Raw genomic sequence first — 18,717 nt, forward strand, 5'->3', positions numbered from 1 at the left:
TCCTCCCTACAGCGAAGGCAGAAGAAGGCACATGTCCCCCCATAAAACCCGCCGCAGGCATGCCGGTTGGATATCCGTGGCGGCCGCGGCGGTCCTCGCGGTGTCCGTGCTCGCATCCCCCGCCCAGGCGGCGCCCGGCGATCCGGCGACCGCGTCCTCCTTCAACCTCAAGTCCGGCCCGGACCTGAGCGCCCAGGTCGCCGATCTCAAGTCGGCCCTCCCCACGCAGGGCGTCCAGGACCTGCTCGACCAGGGCAACCGGGTCGCGAAGACGGGCGCGTCCTGCACGGCCGACCCGTTCGGCACGGGCGACGACGGCAACGTGCTCGCCCCGGCCCGCAAGCTCTGCTGGGACTCCGGCGACGCCGCCACGGAGGAATGGATACCCCAGGGCATCACCGGTGTTTCCGACGCCCAGGCCGATGAGCTCTGGGGCTCCCGCAAGCCCCTGGTCACCGCCTGGTACGACAAGGCCGGGGGCAAGGGCGTGCGGCTGTCGTTCCTCGACCCGGAGACTGCGGTACCGGGCGACCCCGACGGCCGCCGCTACCGTCACGTCCTGCTCGTCGAGCCGTACTACAACAGCTTCGACCACGTCTCCTACAAGGCGGTCGACGTCCACGCGGGCGGCATCGCCTGGTACAAGTACCAGCTCTACGTCGCGGACACCCTGAACGGCCTGCGGGTCTTCGACATGCGTTCCATCCTCGACCTCAACCCGGACCAGAACGCCTCGGTGGACGACACCACGCTGGACGGTCTGAAGAGCAACGTCCGGGACGAAACCCGGATCGGCCGCCAGAACAACGTCTACTACGGCCACACGTACCGCTATGTGATGCCGCAGGTGGCCTCGTACAAGTTCGTGAGCGCCCAGGGCAATTCCTCCGCCGGGACCTGTGTCGCCACCGGAGCGCCGAAGGCCTCCTACATCTCGGTCGACCGCAGCGACACCGCCGCACCGGCACTGATCATGGGTGAATACTGCGATTCCGACACCGCGCACCCCGAGAAGGGCCGGGTCGGCGCACTGCCGATCGACGACGGCACCGGACTGCTCAAGGCGGCGGGCGGGGTGGTCGGCGCGACGAGCGCGTTCTTCCTGCCGCGCGACCTCACCCAGGGCGCGGCGCGCTACGACGGCATGTACTACTTCAACCGCAGCTGGACCACCCACAGCGGCAGCCTGCGCCGGGCCACCGTCTCCGGCGGCCGTCTCGTCGACTACGGCGCCAACATCACCAACGCGGTCGGCCCCGAGGACCTGTCCTTCGAGCACGGGCAGGGCGTGCAGGGCGGCGGCACGCAGTACCTGTGGTCGCTGACCGAGCACCGCACGGACACCGCGGACCCCACCTGCACGGACTCCGGTTCCCCGTGCGGCCGGGTGGTCTACGCCCACCGGGTGGGCGACGTCCTGGCCCGGCCGTAGCCGTGCCGGGCTGCCGGGGCCGCCCGCGGGGGGGGGGGGCGGCCCCGGCGACCCCTAGTCCCGGGTCAGGCGGACCGGCAGCGACTGGACGTTGTTGCTGATGAAGCTGCGCTGGTAGGGGAGTTCGTCCTCGGAGACCGCGAGGTCGAGGTCGGGGAAGCGGGTGAAGAGCCGCTCCAGCGCGATCGTCGCCTCCAGGCGGGCGAGCGGTGCGCCCATGCAGTAGTGGGCTCCGTGGCCGAAGGAGAGGTGGCGGGCCGCCGTGGGGCGGGTGATGTCGAAGCGGTCGGCGTCCGCGCCGTGGAAGGCCTCGTCGCGGCCGGCCGCCGTGTATCCGGCGAGCACCGGGGTGCCCTGCGGGATCACGGTGCCGTCCACCGTCAGGTCCCGGGTGGGGTAGCGGAAGGGGAACCAGCTGACCGGTCCGTCCCAGCGCAGGGTCTCGTCCACCACGTCCGACCAGGTCGCCTTTCCGTCCAGGACGAGCGCGAGCTGATCGCGGTGGGCGCACAGGGCCCGGACCGCGTTGGTGACGAGGTTCAGGGTGGTCTCGTGTCCGGCGACGAGCATCAGCCGCATCGTGCCGATGAGTTCGACTTCGCTGAGCCGGTCGCCGTCGCCCTCGCGCACGGCGATCAGGGCACTGGTGAGGTCCTCTCCGGGGTTCTCCCGCCGGGCCGCGGCGACCGTGCCGATCAGGGCGACGAGTTCCTGGAGGGCGGCCATCTTCTCCGCCGGGGTGATGTCGGTCGCGATGATCACCGTGTTGGTGAGGTGGTGCAGCCGGCCCCGGTGCTCGGGGTCCACGCCCAGCAGTTCGCAGATGACGTTCATGGGGAGCGGCAGCGCGAAGTGCGTGTACAGGTCGGCGACCCCGTCGGGGGCTTCGGCGGCGGCCCGGCCGAGGTCGTCGAGGAGCCCGGCGGTCAGCTCCTCGACGCGCGGCCGCAGTTGCTCCACCTGACGCGCGGTGAAGGCCTTGCCGACCAGGGATCGGAGCCGGCGGTGGTCGGCGTCGTCGGCCGTGTGCATGCCCTGGGCGTTGGCGAAGACGCGCAGCGGCCAGTCCGCGGGGATGGTGCCGTCGTGCAGGGAGGGGAAGTGCCGGGCGTCCTTGGCCACGTCGGGGTGGGCGAGGAACTCCTTCAGCGCCTCGTGTCCCAGGACGACCGCCCCGGGCACCCCACCGGGGAGTACGACCTCCGCCACGGCGCCCTGCTCGGCGCGCAGCCGGGCGTTGAGCGCGTGCGGGCAGCCGCCGGCGGGGTCGATGACGTGCGGGACCGGTGAAATGTGGGAGGACAAGCCGACTCTCCTGACCTGATGACCGAAACTCGCTCAACAGTGCGGGGTCGAGGTCACGTTGTACAAGTCCGTCCCGGGTGCGTTTCAGAACCAGTTGACGGTCAGCGCGAAGGACGTGCCCGCGGTGGCCCCGGTGGAGTCGGTCGCGGTGGCGGTGACCGTGACGGTGCCGACCGCCCAGGGCTTGCCGGTGATGCGTCCGGAACCGGCGTCGAGGGTCAGCCCCCAGGGCAGGGCGTCGACCGCGTACTTGACCGGGGCCTTGCCGCCGGTGGTGGAGAGCTGGACGGTGCAGGACTGGTTGAACTTGCAGGTCTGCGGGCCGGGGTTGGTGAAGCGCAGGTCACCCGGAGTGGGGGTGGGGGTTGGCGTGGGTGTCGGGGTTGGTGTCGGGGTGGGCGTGGGTGTCGGGGTCGGGGTCGGAGTGGGCGTGGGCGTCGGGGTCGTGCCGCAGCCCGGGGTGGCCTCCGGCGGGAGCGGTACCCGCCAGATCTGGGTGTCGTTCTCCGAACCGACGAGCAGGTTCGCGCAGTCGGCGTACGTCACCGTCTCGCCCTGGGACTGCGCCGGCAGGGCGACGTCCGCGAGCTTGGTCCCCGCGGTGTCGTACACCGACGCGGTGTTGGCGCCGAGCGGCCCGCCGCTGCGCAGGGTGTACGAGGCCCCGGTCGGCGAGAACGCGCCGTCGGTGGCGAACACCGGGCCGGGCCGGACCGCCGTCAGGGTGTTGACCTGCCCGGTCACCGGCGGCAGTGGGGCTTGGTAGAGCTGCCCCGCGGCCCCTATGACCTTGCTCGCGATGTGGATCCGGCCGCTGAGGGGGTCGACGAGGAGGGACTCGGCGTCGTGCTTGCCGTCGGCGTACGCGAAGCGGTAGGTCACCGGCGTCACGGTGGCGTTGACGAGCTGGTCGGGCTCGGGGAAGGAGTGCACCACGATCTCGGCACGGCTGCCGAAGTTGTCGCCGATGTCGCCGACCAGGATGGCGGGGCCGCCCGCGGCGTCCTTGCCCATCGCCAGCCCCTCCCAGTCGGTGTTGCCGACGCCGGAGACCGTGAAGGTGGCCGCGAGCCTGCCGGTGGAGGTGGTGCAGTCGATGGCGAAGACCTGGTTGGTGTTGCCGCTGTCGTTGACGATGTAGAGGATGCCCGGGTGCTTGCGGCTCACCGCGAGCCCGCTCTCTTCGACCAGGCCTCCCGGAAGCGTGCACTTCTTCTCCAGCGCCAGGGCGCCGGCGGCTGCCGTCACGGCGGACGGGGCGGACGCGGACGCGGTGGCGCTGCTCATCCAGGCGACGGCGGGCAGGACGGTGGCGAGGGCCGCGGTCGCGAGGGCGGCGGCCCGGTGGGGTGTGAGGAGTGGGGACATGCCCACAATGTGACGGGACATCAGTTGCTGGTACAGGCCTGATCTCCTCCCGTTTGAGCATCGTTCAATGCCGTGGCGGCATGCCCCCTCACCGCACCGGCTCCCGTACGGGCGCCTTGCGCCCCGCGTGCGCGATGAAGGCGCGGGCCGCGCGGCTCAGCGGCCGCCGGGCGTGCGCGATGCCCACCGGGCGCAGCAGGGGCGGGGTGAAGGAGCGGACCTCGGCGCGGCTGCCGAACGCCCTTAACACCACGTCCCGGTACCAGATCAGGGAACCCCGGCCATCGGTCACGCCCGTCACCCAGCCGAGGCGTTCGTCGACCTCCAGGGAGGGCACGGGCCGTACGCCGATGCAGCTGAACATCGCCTCCATCTCGGTGCGCCGTCCGGTTCCCGGAGTGGGCAGCACCATCGGCAGTCCGTCGAGCATCCGCAGCGGGATCGGGTCCGGCAGCCGGGAGCCCACCGGCGAGATCAGCACCACCTCCCGCTCCTGCATGAAGTGGGTGGAGAGTTCCTTGTCGACGGGCAGGTCGATCAGGGCCAACTCGGCCCGCCCCTGGTTGAGTTCCTCCACCATCGCCTCCCGGCTGTCGTACTGCTGGAGCCGGACGTCGACGGTCGGGTGCCGCTCGGTGAAGGCGGCGACCAGGTCCGCCGCCAGGTCGAGGGCCAGGGTCGGGGTGGTGATGAGGCTCAGCGTGGCCCTGGCGTTCTTGCCGTGCGGGGTCCCTATGTCGTCGATGGCCTCGACCGCGTTCAGCACGGTGCGGGCCAGCCGGACGACCCGGGCCCCCTCCGGCGTGAGGTCCACCCCCCTTCCCCGGCGTGCGAGGAGTTCGACGCCCAGATCGCGTTCCATGGCCTGGACGGCCCGGGACAGGGCGGACTGGGCGACGAAGACCGAGGCGGCGGCGCCGGTGATGGACCGGCAGTCGGCGACGGCGACGAGGTAGCGGAGCTGCGCGAGGGTGGGGGTCATGGACGGACGGTAACGGGGTGGGGCTGTACCCGTAAGGGCTCGTCGGGTGAACAAGTTCCCGAGTCCGGCGTGGCGTTCATACCTGGTTCCACGGGTTGGCATGCCGGTCCGGCATGCCCCTGGGGATGCGCGACGAGGGCACGCGCTCCGGGCCCGACCCGCTCTCGGCGGCATCGTCCCAGGCCACCGGCCCGGCAGGGCAGTGGAGGGGGGCCGCCGGGGGTGCGCGGCGGGTCCCGCGCGGCGTCCGTCGACGCGAAGCAGCGTATTCCGCATGCCTGTTGACAGTGCGGGGAGGCCACCGCACGATGCATCGCGGCGTGAGGGTATTTGACCACTGTTCAAGCCCGCCTTGTCGGCGGCGGGCCGCCCGGCCGATGTGCGCGAGACGCCGCACTCCCGTTCCACCTGATTCCCCGTTCTTCCGCCCTGTACTGCGCCATGTCACACAGCACTCAAAGAGGAGCGCCCGTGATCCCCCAGCCCCCGCAGTCAGCCGCCACCCGCGACCTCGTCGTAGCGGTCACCCCGTTCGAGGAGCCGCACCCTCGGATCGTGGCCGCCGCCGAGCGCGCCGGGGCCCTCGGGCTGCTCGATCTCGGCCGGGACCCGGACGCCGCGCGGCGCGCGTTCGCGGAGCTGACCCGCCGGCTCGGCGGCGCCGCCGCCTCCCGGCGGTACGGGGTGCGGGTGCCCGTGGGCTGCCGCGTCCAGCCCGGGGAGCTGCCCGCCGAGGTGGACACGGTGCTGCACGCCGACCCGGCGTACTACACCCCGGCGGAGGTGTCCGCGTGGGCCGCGGCGGCGGGGCGGCCGCGGGTCTGGGCCGAGGTCACCGATACGGAGGAGGCCGCGCGGGCCGTGGCCGCGGGGGTCGGCGGGCTCGTCGCCAAGGGGCACGAGGCCGGCGGCCGGGTGGGCGGGACCACCACGTTCGTACTGCTCCAGCAGCTGCTCGGGGACCCTGCCGTCGCCGTGCCCGTACGGGCCCTCGGCGGCATCGGCCGGCACACGGCGGCCGCGGCCGTCGCGGGCGGAGCCGCCGGGGTGCTGCTCGACGTACAACTGGCCCTGACTGCGGAGGGGGAGGCCGGCCTGCCGGCGGAGGTCTGCTCGGCGCTGCGGGCGATGGACGGCTCCGAGACCCGGCTGACGCGGGGCCACCGGGTGTTCACCCGGCCCGACCTGCCCCGACCCGAGGGGCCCGTGGCCGCGCTCCTCGGAGCCCGGGACCTGCGGGCGCAGCTGCTGCCCGTGGGGCAGGACGGGGCGGCGGCCGCCCGGCTGGCGGCGCGGTACCGGACCACCGGGGGCGTGCTCCAGGCCGTGCGGGCCGCGATCGCCGGACACCTGGCGGCGGCCGAGCGGGCCCGCCCGCTCGCGCGTCCGCTGTCCGTGGCGCAGGGCCCGATGACCCGGGTCAGCGACCGGGCGGCCTTCGCGGGGGCGGTGGCCGACGCGGGCGGGATCCCGTACCTGGCGCTCGCGGTGATGGAGGGTCCCGACGTGCGCGAGCTGCTCGCCGAGAGCGCCGAGCGGCTCGGGGAACTCCCCTGGGGCGTCGGCCTGCTCGGCTTCGCCCCGCCGGAACTGCGGCGCGAGCAGTTGGCCGCCGTCGCCGAGGCCCGCCCGCCGTACGCGATCATCGCCGGGGGCACTCCGGCGCAGGCGGCCCCCCTGGAGGCGGCGGGCATCCGGACGCACCTGCACGTGCCGTCGCCGGGGCTGTTGGAGCGGTATCTCGCCGAGGGCGCGCGGCGGTTCGTCTTCGAGGGGCTGGAGTGCGGGGGGCACGTCGGGCCTCGGGCGTCGTTCCCGCTGTGGGAGGAGCAGATCGAGCGGTTGCTGTCCTGCCCCGAACCGGAGGCCCTGGACGTGCTGTTCGCGGGCGGCATCCACGACGAGCGCTCCGCGGCGATGGCGGCGGCGGCCGCGGCGCCGCTGGCGGAGCGGGGCGCCCGCGTGGGGGTGCTGATGGGAACGGCGTACCTCTTCACGGACGAGGCGGTGGCGGCGGGCGCGGTCGTGCCGGGCTTCCAGCGGGCGGCGCTGGACTGCGACCGTACGGTGCTGCTGCACACCGCCCCCGGCCACGCGACGCGCTGCGCGGCCACCCCGTACGCCGACGCCTTCGAGGCGACCCGCCGCCGCCTCACGGAGAGCGGCACCGAGCCGCGCCGCGTGTGGGAGGAACTGGAGACCCTCAACCTGGGCCGCCTCCGCCTGGCGAGCAAGGGCCTGCGCAGACCCGCCCCGGACGGCCCGGCCGACTCCCCTGCGGGGGGCTCGACCGGCTCCCTCGCGGAGGGCTCGACCGGCTCCCTCGCGGAGGGCTCGACCGGCTCCCTCGCGGGGGGCTCGGCGGGATCCCCTGCGGAGGGCTCGGCGGCCTCCCTCGCGGGGGGCTCGGCGGGATCCCCTGCGGAGGGCTCGGCGGCCTCCCTCGCGGGGGGCTCGGCGGGCTCTGTCGCGGAGGGCTCGGCGGGCTCCCCAGCGGAGGGCTCGGCGGGCTCCCCTGCGGAGGGCTCGACCGGCTCCCTCGCGGAGGGCTCGGCGGAAACGGGCGGGACCGCGGCCCGTACCGCCGCAACCCCCGGTCCCGCCCGGGCCTCCGAGGCCCCGGCGGGGGGCATTCCAGCCCCTCCGGCGTTTGAGGAGCGGGGTCCGGGGCGGAGCCCCGGCGGCGCAGCCGCGCCCGACGACCTCGCCGCCGCGCCCACGCCCCCCGATCAGGCGTCCAGGCTGGAGGAACCCCCGCCGCAGGCGGACCGGCTGGTGGCCGTGCCCGAGGAAGAACAGTACGCCGAGGGACTGTTCATGCTCGGGCAGGCCGCCGCCCTGCGGGACGCGACCACCACCGTGGCCGCACTGCACGCGCAGGTGACCGAGGGGGCCACGGAGCTGCTGGCCCGGCGGGCCCGGGAGTTCACCCCGGCCGAGCCCGCGGCAGGCGACCCGCTCGACGTCGCCATCGTCGGGATGGCCTGCGCCTACCCCGGCGCCCCCGATCTCGCCGCCTACTGGGCCATGGTGCTCGCCGGGACGGACGCCGTGACCGAGGTACCGGCCGAGCGCTGGGACCCGGAGCTGTACTACGACGCCGATCCGGCCCGGGCCGGCGAGCGCACCCCGTCCCGCTGGGGCGGTTTCCTCGGCCCGGTGCCCTTCGACGCCCTCGCGCACGGCATACCGCCCGCCTCCCTCACCGGGATCGAACCCGTACAGCTGCTGGCCCTGGAGATCTCCGCGCGAGCCCTCGCGGACGCCGGGTACGGCAAGGGCCGGGAGTTCGACCGCTCCCGGACCTCGGTGGTGTTCGGCGCGGAGGCGGGCACCGAGCTGGCCGGCGCGTACGGGCTGCGCGCCCTGCACCCCGCCTACCTGGGCGAGCTGTCACCCGCGCTGGACGAGCAACTGCCCCGCCTCACCGAGGACTCCTTCCCCGGGATCCTCGCCAACGTGATCGCCGGCCGGGTCGCCAACCGCCTGGACCTCGGCGGCGCGAACTGCACGGTCGACGCCGCCTGCGCGTCCTCGCTCGCCGCGCTCGACCTCGCCTGCCGCCAACTGTGCGACGGAGACTCCGACATGGTGCTGTGTGGCGGCGCCGACGTGCACAACGGCATCAACGACTACCTGATGTTCGCCTCCGTCCGCGCCCTGTCCCCCGGCGGCCGCTGCCGGCCCTTCGACGCGGCCGCCGACGGGATCGCCCTCGGCGAGGGCGTCGGCGCGCTCGTCCTGAAGCGACTCGCGGACGCGGAGCGGGACGGCGACCGGGTGTACGCCGTGATCAAGGCGGTCGGCGCCTCCAGCGACGGCCGGTCGCTCGGCCTGACAGCGCCCCGCCCCGAGGGGCAGCGGCGGGCGCTGGAGCGGGCCTACGCGCGCGCCGGGGTCTCCCCGGGCCAGGTGGGCCTGGTCGAGGCGCACGGCACCGGCACCGTGGTCGGCGACAGTACCGAACTGGCCGTACTGAGCGAGGTGTTCACCGCCGCCGGGGCCGGGGCCGGTTCCTGCTCGCTGGGCTCGGTGAAGTCGCAGCTCGGGCACACCAAGTGCGCGGCGGGCCTGGCCGGGCTGATCAAGGCGGCCCGGGCGGTCCACGCCGGTGTGCGACCGCCGACCCTGCACATCGACGCGCCGAACCCCGCCTGGGAGGCGCAGAGCAGCCCCTTCTTCTTCGACGACGAGGCCCGACCCTGGGCCGAGCCCCCGGAGCGGCGCGTGGCCGGCGTGAGCGCGTTCGGGTTCGGCGGTACCAACTACCACGCGGTGCTGGCCGGTTACGCGGGCACCGAGGAACCCCGGCACGGGCTGGAGGAATGGCCCGCGGAGGTGTTCTTCTTCCGCGGGGAGGACCGGCGCGCGGCGGGCCGGGCGATGGCGCGGCTCGCGGCCCGTCTGGAGGAGAACGACGCGGCCGGCCGGCCGTGGGCGCTGCGCGACCTCGCGGCGGAGGTTGCCGCCGACACCGGGCCGGTCCACGTGGCGGTGGTCGCCGCCGGCCCGGACGAACTGGCGGCCCGGCTGGAGCGGGCCCGCGCCTTCGCTCCGGGCGCGGGGGTCCACGTACGGGAGGAGTCCGCGCGGCCGGGGCGGGTGGCGTTCCTGTTCCCGGGGCAGGGCAGCCAACGGCCCGGGATGCTGGGTGAGTTGTACATGGCGTTCCCGGGGTTGCGCGGGCTGCTGGACGAGGCGCCGCAGCCGGTGGTCTCGGCGATGTTCCCGCCGGCGGCGTTCACCGCCGAGGAGCGGGCGGCGCGGCGGGCGGCGGTCACCGACACCCGCGTGGCCCAGCCGGCCCTCGGGCTGGCGGGGGCGGCGGCGCACCTGCTGCTCGGCGAGCTCGGCGTCCGCCCGGACTGCGTGGCCGGGCACTCGTACGGGGAGCTCGCCGCGCTCTGGGCGGCCGGGGCGTACGACACGGAGAGCCTGCTGCGGCTCGGCACGCGCCGGGCCGAGGCGATCCTGGCGGCGGCCGGCGCGGATCCCGGTTCGATGGCGGCGGTGTCGGCGGCTCCGGAGGAGGTTCGGGAGATCGCGGAGCGCGCCGGATGCGTGGTGGCGAACCACAACGCGCCCCGCCAGTGCGTGATCTCGGGCCCGACGGAGGCCGTCGCCGCCGCCGTGTCGGCCCTGGGCGCGGCGGGACTTTCGGCCCAACCCCTTCCCGTCGCCTGCGCGTTCCACAGCGAGGTGGTGGCGGGGGCGACGGATGCCCTCGCGGCCGAACTGGCGGCGACGGCGGTGTCCGGGCCGGCCGTCGAGGTGTGGTCGAACGCGACGGCCGCGCCGTATCCGGCTTCCGCCGATGAGGTACGTGGCCTCGTCGCGAGCCAACTCGGCCTGCCGGTGCGGTTCGTGGAGCAGGTGGAGGCGATGTACGCCGCCGGCGTCCGGACCTTCGTTGAAGCGGGCCCCGGCCGGGTGCTGTCCGCTCTGGTCACCCGCATCCTCGGCGACCGCCCGCACACGGTGGTCCCGCTGGACGTACCGGGCGAGCACGGACTGCTCCGGCTGGTCACGGCCCTGGCGGAACTCGCGGCGGCGGGCGTGGAGATCGCCCCGGCGGCGCTGTTCCGAGGCCGGACCACCACCCTCCCGGACCGCGCCCCGCGCCGCCCGGGCTGGCTGGTGGACGGCCACCTGGTCCGCACGGCCGACGGCATCCCGGTCAAGGGCGGCCTCCAGCCGGCCCGCCGTGTCCCTCCGGGGGTCCAGGGGGCCCAGGGCTCGGCCCGGGACGGCGGGGCGTGGGCGAACACGGCCGCCGGTCGGGGATCGGCCCCGACCGCCGGCCCGTGGGCGGGCACGGACACGGGTCGGGGTGCGGGCCCGGCCGCGGGCACGGGCACGGCAGCGTGGGTGGCCTCCGCCAACGGGCCGGGCGCGTCCCAGGACGCCGGAGTGCGGGCAACCGCCGCCCCGGCTCCGGGCTCGCACCCCGGTGCGTGGGCGGCTCCCGGCGCCGACCGGCGCGAGGAAGCGGTCTTCGAGTACCTGCGCGCCTCGCGCGAACTCGTGCAGGCGCAGCGGGATGTCCTGCTGGGCTACCTGGGCGCGGGAAGGGCCCCGGCTCCCGGCGAAGACGCCCGGGCGGGCGCCGCGCCCGTTCAGGCGGGACCACACCCGTGGGACCCGGGGGCCCTGGCCGCCGACACGCCCGCACCGGACGACCAGTGGGGCGGGCCCGGCGAGGCCACGGCCGGCACGGGCCGCGGCGACCTCGCGGGTGGCGACACCGACCCGGCGGGCGGCACGGCGAACGGCGGTGGTGAGCGGCCTTCCGCCGAGGAGGTCATGGACGTCGTCCTGGAGATCGTGCACGCGCGGACCGGCTACCCGCGGGACATGCTCGACCCCGAGCTGGACCTGGAGGCGGACCTCTCGATCGACTCCATCAAGCGCGTCGAGATCATCGGCGCCCTCGCGGACCGCATCGGGCTCCCGCAGGACGCCGGCGGGTCCGCCGAGGACGCGGTCGAGGAGCTGTCCCGGATCAAGACCCTGCGCGGGATCGTGGACTGGGTCGTCTCCCACACGGGCGAGCCCCCGACAGCAGTGCCAGTGGCGGAGGCGGCCGGGCCGGAGCCGGAGCCGGAGCCCGTGGAGGGTACGCCCGCCCGGTCCCGGACGGACGCGGCCGCCGGCTCCTCGCCCGCACCCGATCCGGCACCCGCGCCACCGCCCGTACCCCTCGGCCGGCTCGTGGTCACCACGGTGGCCCTGCCCCCGGCCGACGGACGACCCGCGCAACTGCGCGGGCTGCGCATCGGGATCGTCGGGGACGGTCAGGGCGTCGCGCCGGCCCTCGGCGCGGCCCTCGCGGCGCACGGTGCCCTGGTGACGGTGGTTCCCGGCGTCGAGGCGGCCACCGAGGCAGAGGCCGAGACCGGGGCGGGGACCGGGGCAGGGACCGGGTCGGAGGCCGGGGCGGACGGGTACCGCGAGGGCGTCGGCGCGTTCGACGGGGTCGTCGACCTGTCCGCGCTGCGGCCCGGGGCCGAACCCGTGCTGCCCGCCGCCTTCCCGGGGCTGCGGCAGGCCCTGACCGGCGGCGTACGGCGGCTGCTCCTCGTCACCGCGCCCGGCACCCCCGGCGCCGGCCTGCACGGCTTCGCCCGCAGCGCGGCGCTGGAGTACCCCGGCGCACTGGTCCGCGCGGTGGAGGTCCAGCCCAAGGAGGACCCCGACCGCATCGCCGCGCAGCTCGTGGACGAGCTGGCCGACGCCGGTGGCGCGGACGCGCACGCCTCCGTCGGGTACACCCCCGAGGGGGTACGGGTGGCCCGCCGCCCGGTGGCGACCCGGCTCACCGAGGCGGACGGGCCGCCGCCGCTCGGCCCCGGCTCCGTCGTCCTGCTCACCGGCGGCGCCCGCGGCATCACCGCGCGGACCGCCCTCGCGCTGGCCCGGGCCACCGGCTGCCACGTCGAGCTGATCGGCCGCACCCCCGAACCGGCGTCCGCAGGCGACGGGTTCGGCCAGGCCCACGACCGGGTCGCGCTCCGTGCCGCACTGATCGCCACCGGGCTGCGCAAGCCGGTCGAGATCGAGGCGGCCGCTTCCCGGATCCTCGCCGAGCGCGAGGTACGGGCCACCCTCACCGAACTCGCCGGCGCGGCGGCCTCCGTCCGCTACCACTGCGCGGACGTCACCGACGCGGCCGCCGTGCGGGCCGTGGTGGCCGACGTACGGGCCAGGCACGGCCGGCTCGACGGGATCGTGCACGGCGCCGGGATCCTGCGGGACGCCCTGCTGCGGGACAAGCGGCCGGCCGACTTCGCCGAGGTGTTCACCACCAAGGTGGCCGGCGCCCGCCACCTCGCCACCGCGGCCGCCGAGCACGGTGCGACGCCCCCGCCCCGCTTCCTCGCCCTCTTCGGCAGCGTCGCCGGCGTGTACGGGAACCGCGGCCAGTGCGACTACGCGGCGGCCAACGACGCCCTGGACGGTCTCGCTCACACCTGGGCGGAGTCCTTCCCCGGCCGGGTGCTGGCCGTCGACTGGGGCCCGTGGGCCTCGGACGCGGGCGGGATGGTCACCCCGGAGCTGGAGCGCGCCTACGAACGCCGCGGGATCCCGCTGATCGCACCGGAGGCGGGCACCGCCGCGTTCCTCGCCGAGCTCGCGCACGGGACCGACGTACAGGTGGTGCTGATGGCCGGGGCGGCCGAGGAGGGCGGCCGCGATGAGTGAGCGCGGACCGCGCCCGACGGACGCGGCGATCGTCGGGATGGGGGCCGTCTTCCCCGGGGCCGGCGACCTGGCCGCCTACCGGCGCAACCTCCTCGCCGGTACGGACTCCATCGGCGAGGTCCCGCCCGGACGCTGGGACCCGGAGGTGTACTACGACCCGGACGCCGCGACCGGCCCCGTCTCCGGCGACCGGTTCTACTGCCGGCGCGGCGGCTTCGTCGACGGACTCGCCGCCTTCGACCCGACCCGGTTCGGGATCATGCCGGCCGCGGTGGAGGGGGCCGAGCCGGATCAGATGCTGGCCCTGCACGCGACGGCCGAGGCCATCGCCGACGCGGGCGGCGAGGACCGGCTGCCGGCCGACCGTTCCCGTGTCGGGGTGGTGCTGGGGCGCGGCGGGTTCATGGGCGTGGCCACCGCCCGGCTGGACCAACGGGTGCGCACCGCACATCAGTTGGCCCAGACGCTGCGCGAGCTCGCGCCGGAGCTGGGCGAGCGTCGGATCGCGCAGGTGCGCTCGGCGTTCCAGGAGGCGCTGGGCCCGGAGCGGCCGGACGCCTCGATCGGGCTGGTGCCCAGCTTCACCGCCGCCCGCACCGCGAACCGGCTGGACTTCCGGGGCCCCGCCTACACCCTGGACGCGGCCTGCGCGTCCTCGCTGCTGGCCGTGGACCAGGCGGTCGGGCTGCTGGCGGCCGGGCGCTGTGACGCGGTGGTCGCGGGCGCCGTCCACCACTGCCACATCGCGACGCTGTGGAGCGTCTTCACGCAGCTGCGGGCGCTCAGCCCGAGCGAGCGGATCCGGCCCTTCGACCGACGGGCCGACGGGACCCTGCTGTCCGAGGGCACAGGGGTGGTGCTGCTGAAGCGGCTGGCGGACGCGGAGCGCGACGGCGACCGGGTGTACGCGGTGATCCGCGGTACGGGCGTGGCCGGGGACGGCCGGGCGGCGAGCCTGATGAGTCCGCTCGTCGCCGGTCAGGTACGGGCGCTGGAGCGGGCCTGGCGGGAAGCGGGTCTGGATCCGCGGGCGCCGGGCGCGCTGGGGCTGCTGGAGGCGCACGGCACGGGCACCCCGGTCGGGGACGCGGCCGAACTGGACACCCTGGCCCGGGTGTTCGGCCCGCCCGAGGCGGGCGCCGGGGGGCGCGGGATCGGCTTCGGGTCGGTGAAGTCGATGCTGGGCCACACCATGCAGGCCTCCGGCATGGCCGGGCTGATCAAGGCGGCCCTCGCCGTGCACGAGGGGGTGCTGCCGCCGACCCTGCACCTGGAGGAGCCGCACGCGGACCTCGTACGGACCCGGATGCGGCCCGTGACGGCGGCCGAGCCGTGGGAGCGCGGGCCCGCGCCGCGCCGCGCCGGGGTCAACGCGTTCGGGTTCGGCGGGATCAACGCGCACGTGGTGCTGGAGGAGGCTCCGGCGGCGGCCCGCCCGGCGGCCCCGGTGCGGCGGTTCCTGCCGCTGGGGCCCGCGGCCGCGCCGGTGGGGTCGGCGGCCGCGCCGGTGGGGTCGGCCCCGGCCCGGGAGGACGTACTCCTGCTGGCCGCCGACGGCCCGGCGGAGCTGGCCGCGCTGCTGGCCGCCGGTGCTCCGGTGTCGGGCGGTGCCGGGCCCTGCCGGCTGGCGGTGGTCGGGCCGACCCCGCAGCGGCTCGCGCTGGCCGCGAAGGCGGTGGCGCGCGGCCGGGCCTGGTGCGGAAGGGGGGACGTGTGGTTCGCGCCGGAGCCTCTGGCCGGCCGTACGGCCTTCCTCTTCCCGGGCCTGGAGCCGGAGTTCACGCCCGTCGTGGACGACGTGGCGGACCGGCTGGGGGCCGCCCGGCCCCCGCTCACCCGGGGGTCGACGCTGATCGAACGGGCTCTTGACGCGATCGCGACCGGCAGGTTCTTCGCCGGTCTCATGCCGGGGCTCGGCATCGAGGCCGACGTACTGGCCGGGCACAGCCTGGGCGAGTGGGCGGCGATGGTGGCCGCCGGCATGTACCCGAAGGAGGCGGCCGACACCTTCCTCGGCTCGCTGCGGCCGGGGGACCTGCTGGTCCCGGACCTCGTGTACGCGGCGCTGGGGTGCGGTGCGCGGCGGGCGGAGGCGGCGCTGCACGGGTTGGACCGGGTCGTGGTGAGCCACGACAACTGCACGCACCAGTCGGTGATATGCGGGGAGCCGGAGCAAGTGGCAGCGGTGGTCGCGCGGTTGCGCGCCGACGGGGTGCTCGGGCAGGAACTGCCGTTCCGTTCGGGCTTCCACACACCGATGTGGGAGCCGTACCTGGGGCAGGTGCGGGCCGCGTTCGGGCGGCTGCCGTTGACGGCCGGGGCGCTGCCCGTCTGGTCGGCGACGACCTGCGCCCCCTTCCCCTCCGATCCGGGTGAGGTGCGGGAGCTGGTGGTCCGTCACCTCCTGGAGCCGGTGCGGTTCCGTGAGCTGACCCTGCGGCTGTACGAGGAGCAGGGCGTGCGGTGCTTCGTCACGCTGGGCCCGGGCAGCCTGCCGGGCTTCGTCGAGGACACCCTGCGCGACCGCCCCCACCTGTCGGTGTCGGTGTCCTCCCCCCGGCTCGGCGGCCTGGCGGCCCTGCGCCGGGCCTGCGCCGCGCTGTGGGCCGAGGGGTACGCCCCGCGCTGGGACCGTCTTTCGCCTGCGGGGAGCTCGGCGGGTGGATCGGCCGGCAGCCCTGCGGGCGGCTCGGCGGGCGGCTCGGCGGGATCCCTGGGATCGGCTTCCGGCCCTGCGGGTGGCGCAGCCATCGTGGCCACGCGCGGCTCGGAGAAGGGGGCTGCCGGACCTGCGGGTCGCGAGGCGATGTCCCGCCCACCGGCCCCCGGGCCGGTGGGCGGGGCTGCCCGCCACACGGCGGGCAGCCCGACCCCGCCCGGTGCGGACGCGATGGCCGGTTCGAGCCCGGCGGGCCCGACGGCGGGCTCTGCGGACGCCTCCGGCCCGGCCGTTGCCCTCCATGACTCGCACGCGGGGTCCCTTCGTCGCGCCGACGACCCCGGTGCGGGGCCCGGCTCGGGCCCGGGTTCGAGCCACGGCTCGGGCCCGGATTCGAGCCACGGCTCGGGCCCGGGTTCGGGCCCGGGCCCGAGCCGTGGCTCGAACCCGGGTTCACCCGGCTCCGGCTCCGGCTCCGGCTCCGGCTCCGGCTCCGGCTCCGACAACGGCACGGGCACCGGATCCGGTGCCCGGCGCGGCCTCGGCGTGACCCTGGACCTCGGTTCGCCGCTGGTCCGGCTCGGGGAGGAAGCCCGGGCGGCCCTGGGCGGGCTCCTGTCGCCACCCGGACCCAGGGAACCCGTACCGGCGGAGCCGACCGGTCCGCGGCCGGTGCTGCTGTCCGCCCTGGACACCGTGCTCGCCGACACCGGCGCGGCCGCCCGGAGCGTCACCGAGGCCTGGACGGCCGTACGGGCCCCGGTCAAGCCCGCCGCAGTCGCCCAGCCGACCGCGGCCGGGCCGGACCACGGCCCCCGCCACGGTGCGGGAGGGGCCACGGGGAAGGCCCTCCTGCGGCTCTCCCTCGCCGCGCTGCCCTACGTACGGGACCACTGCGTGTACCTCCAGCCCGACGGCTGGCCCGAGGACTCCGACTGGTTCCCCGTCGTACCCATGACGACCATGCTGGAACTGGCCGCCGACGCCGCCCGCCGCCACGCGCCGCCCGGCCTCGCCGTCGTCGGCTACGAGGACGTACGGGCCCTGCGCTGGCTCGCGGTCGAGCCGGCCGTGGACGTCGAGGTCACCGTCCGGGACGCCGGGCCCGGCCGGCTGCGCGTCACCCTCGGGGAGTACGCGAGCGTGGTCGTCCTGCTCGGCGCGCGGTACGAGCGGCCGCCCGCGCCCGACCCGGCGCCCCTGCGCGACCCGCGGCCGGCCCCCGTCAGCGCCGAAGCCCTGTACCGGGACCGGTGGATGTTCCACGGCCCCCGGTTCGCCGCCGTCCACGAGGTGCGGGCCGTCGGCGAGGACGGCATCCAGGGCGTGCTGCGGGCCCTGCCCGATCCGGGCGCGCTCCTCGACGCGGCCGGGCAGCTGTTCGGGCACTGGATGCAACTGCGGCTGCCCGTCGACCGCCTGGTGTTCCCGGCGACCGTGGACCGGGTGCGCTTCTTCGGACCCCCGCCCGCCGGGCGGGACCTCGTCGCCGCGACGGCCCGCGTCCGCGAGGTCCGCGACATCACCGTGCGCGGCGATCTCGAACTGCGACGGGCCGACGCCTCCGGCGATGCCACCGGCCCGGTGTGGGCGCGGATCGAGGGGTGGACGTACCGCCGCTTCGGCGCCGACGAGCGGGTCTGGCCGATGAAGTTCACCCCGGAGGTGTGCGGCATCGGCGAGCCCCGGCCCGAGGGCTGGTGTCTGGCCCGGCGGCGCTGGACCGACCCCGCTTCGCAGGAGCTGGTGATGCGCCGCTACCTCGGTGCCGCCGAACGGGCGGTCTACGAGGGGCTGTCGCCTCGCGCGAAGGCGCCGTGGCTGCTGGGCCGGATCGCGGCCAAGGACGCTCTGCGCGGCCTGCTGTGGGACGCCGGGGCGGGGCCGGTGTTCCCGGTGGAGGTCCCGATCGGCAACGACGCGGCGGGCCGCCCGCTCGCGCTGGGGCCGCTGACCGGCGGCTTCCGGCTGTCGATCGCCCACAAGGACCGGATCGCGGTCGCCCTCGCCCATCCGTCCCGGCCGGTCGGCATCGACGTGGAGCCGGTGACCGCCGACCCGGACGCGCTGGTCCGCATCGCACTCGGCCCGGACGAACTCCGTCTGGCCGAAAGGCTGGCCGCCCGCGAGGGCACCGGCCTGCCGGCCGCGCTGACCGCCCTGTGGTGCGCGAAGGAGGCCGCGGCCAAGGCGGAGGGCAGCGGGCTCGGCGGCCGCCCCCGCGCATGGCGGGTGATGGCCGAGGACTCCGGGAACCCGGACCCGGGCGCCCTGCTGGTGCGCTCGCCGGGCGGCCACCCGTACCCCGTCCGCGCCGCCCTGCCCGGCCCCGCGCCGCTCGACCACGTCGTCGCCTGGACCGCCGGCCCGGCGGAACCGGCGGACCCGTCCACCGTCCCCTTCCAGCTCACGGAGACCCGTCATGGCACCTGACATCCTCGCCGAGATCACCTCCATGCTCGTGGAGATCGTCGGCGACGAGTACCTGCTCGCGGAGGAGGTCACGATGGAGACGACCTTCAATCAGGATCTCGCGCTGGAAAGCGTCGAGTTCGTCGCCCTCGCCGAGTTGCTGCACCACCGCTACGGCGCCGATGTGGACCTGATGGGGTTCCTGGCGGAGAAGGACATGGACGCCATCCTGGCGATGTCCGTCGGTGAACTCGTCACGCACATCGGGCGGATCACCCACGCCTCCCTGGCCCGGACGGCGGCGGCCTCCGCCGCCTCTCCGGCCTCGGCCGCCGCTCCGGCCTCGGCGGGCTGAGC

The 18,717-nt window shown here is 75.9% G+C and carries 7 protein-coding genes; 4 read left to right on the top strand and 3 right to left on the bottom strand.

Annotated features, from left to right (window positions below):
• Nucleotides 1–31 precede the first annotated feature (31 nt).
• The gene (locus ACIQ5Y_RS24495) at nt 32–1,432 is read left to right on the top strand and encodes a hypothetical protein (protein WP_403884234.1); all 1,401 of its coding nucleotides are present in this window, start codon (nt 32–34) and stop codon (nt 1,430–1,432) included.
• Nucleotides 1,433–1,486: 54 nt separating this feature from the next.
• On the opposite strand, the gene ACIQ5Y_RS24500 is transcribed toward ACIQ5Y_RS24495, so the two are convergent.
• From ACIQ5Y_RS24500 to ACIQ5Y_RS24510, 3 genes are all read right to left on the bottom strand, one after another.
• Nucleotides 1,487–2,737 (bottom strand): cytochrome P450, encoded by a 1,251-nt coding sequence (locus tag ACIQ5Y_RS24500; protein ID WP_403884236.1) that lies wholly within the window; start codon nt 2,735–2,737, stop codon nt 1,487–1,489.
• A gap of 84 nt (nt 2,738–2,821) precedes the next feature.
• Nucleotides 2,822–4,105 (bottom strand): putative Ig domain-containing protein, encoded by a 1,284-nt coding sequence (locus ACIQ5Y_RS24505; RefSeq protein WP_403884239.1) that lies wholly within the window; start codon nt 4,103–4,105, stop codon nt 2,822–2,824.
• Between the two features lie 88 nt (nt 4,106–4,193).
• Nucleotides 4,194–5,087, bottom strand: a complete 894-nt coding sequence (locus tag ACIQ5Y_RS24510; RefSeq protein ID WP_403884242.1) for a LysR substrate-binding domain-containing protein — start codon at nt 5,085–5,087, stop codon at nt 4,194–4,196.
• A 471-nt stretch (nt 5,088–5,558) separates the two neighbouring features.
• Between ACIQ5Y_RS24510 and ACIQ5Y_RS24515 the strand changes: the two genes are divergently transcribed.
• Genes ACIQ5Y_RS24515 through ACIQ5Y_RS24525 form a run of 3 tightly spaced genes read left to right on the top strand, consistent with a single transcriptional unit; the run spans nt 5,559 to nt 18,715 of the window.
• Entirely contained in the window at nt 5,559–13,289 is a 7,731-nt protein-coding gene (locus ACIQ5Y_RS24515) for an SDR family NAD(P)-dependent oxidoreductase (protein WP_403884244.1), read from the top strand.
• Complete coding sequence (locus ACIQ5Y_RS24520; protein WP_403884247.1) at nt 13,282–18,381, top strand: beta-ketoacyl synthase N-terminal-like domain-containing protein; 5,100 nt, start codon at nt 13,282–13,284, stop codon at nt 18,379–18,381. The genes ACIQ5Y_RS24515 and ACIQ5Y_RS24520 overlap by 8 nt, the downstream gene beginning before the upstream one ends.
• Nucleotides 18,371–18,715, top strand: a complete 345-nt coding sequence (locus ACIQ5Y_RS24525) for an acyl carrier protein (RefSeq protein ID WP_403884250.1) — start codon at nt 18,371–18,373, stop codon at nt 18,713–18,715. Before ACIQ5Y_RS24520 ends, ACIQ5Y_RS24525 begins: the two co-directional genes overlap by 11 nt.
• The last annotated feature ends 2 nt before the right edge of the window (nt 18,716–18,717 follow it).

Source organism: Streptomyces sp. NPDC096339 (genome assembly GCF_044762985.1).
Lineage (GTDB): Bacteria > Actinomycetota > Actinomycetes > Streptomycetales > Streptomycetaceae > Streptomyces.

Coding starts and splice junctions, on each gene's coding strand:
- ACIQ5Y_RS24520 (WP_403884247.1), top strand. CDS start 13,282: ATGAGTGAGCGCGGACCGCGCCCGACGGACGCGGCGATCGTCGGGATG.
- ACIQ5Y_RS24525 (WP_403884250.1), top strand. CDS start 18,371: ATGGCACCTGACATCCTCGCCGAGATCACCTCCATGCTCGTGGAGATC.
- ACIQ5Y_RS24510 (WP_403884242.1), bottom strand. CDS start 5,087: ATGACCCCCACCCTCGCGCAGCTCCGCTACCTCGTCGCCGTCGCCGAC.
- ACIQ5Y_RS24495 (WP_403884234.1), top strand. CDS start 32: ATGTCCCCCCATAAAACCCGCCGCAGGCATGCCGGTTGGATATCCGTG.
- ACIQ5Y_RS24505 (WP_403884239.1), bottom strand. CDS start 4,105: ATGTCCCCACTCCTCACACCCCACCGGGCCGCCGCCCTCGCGACCGCG.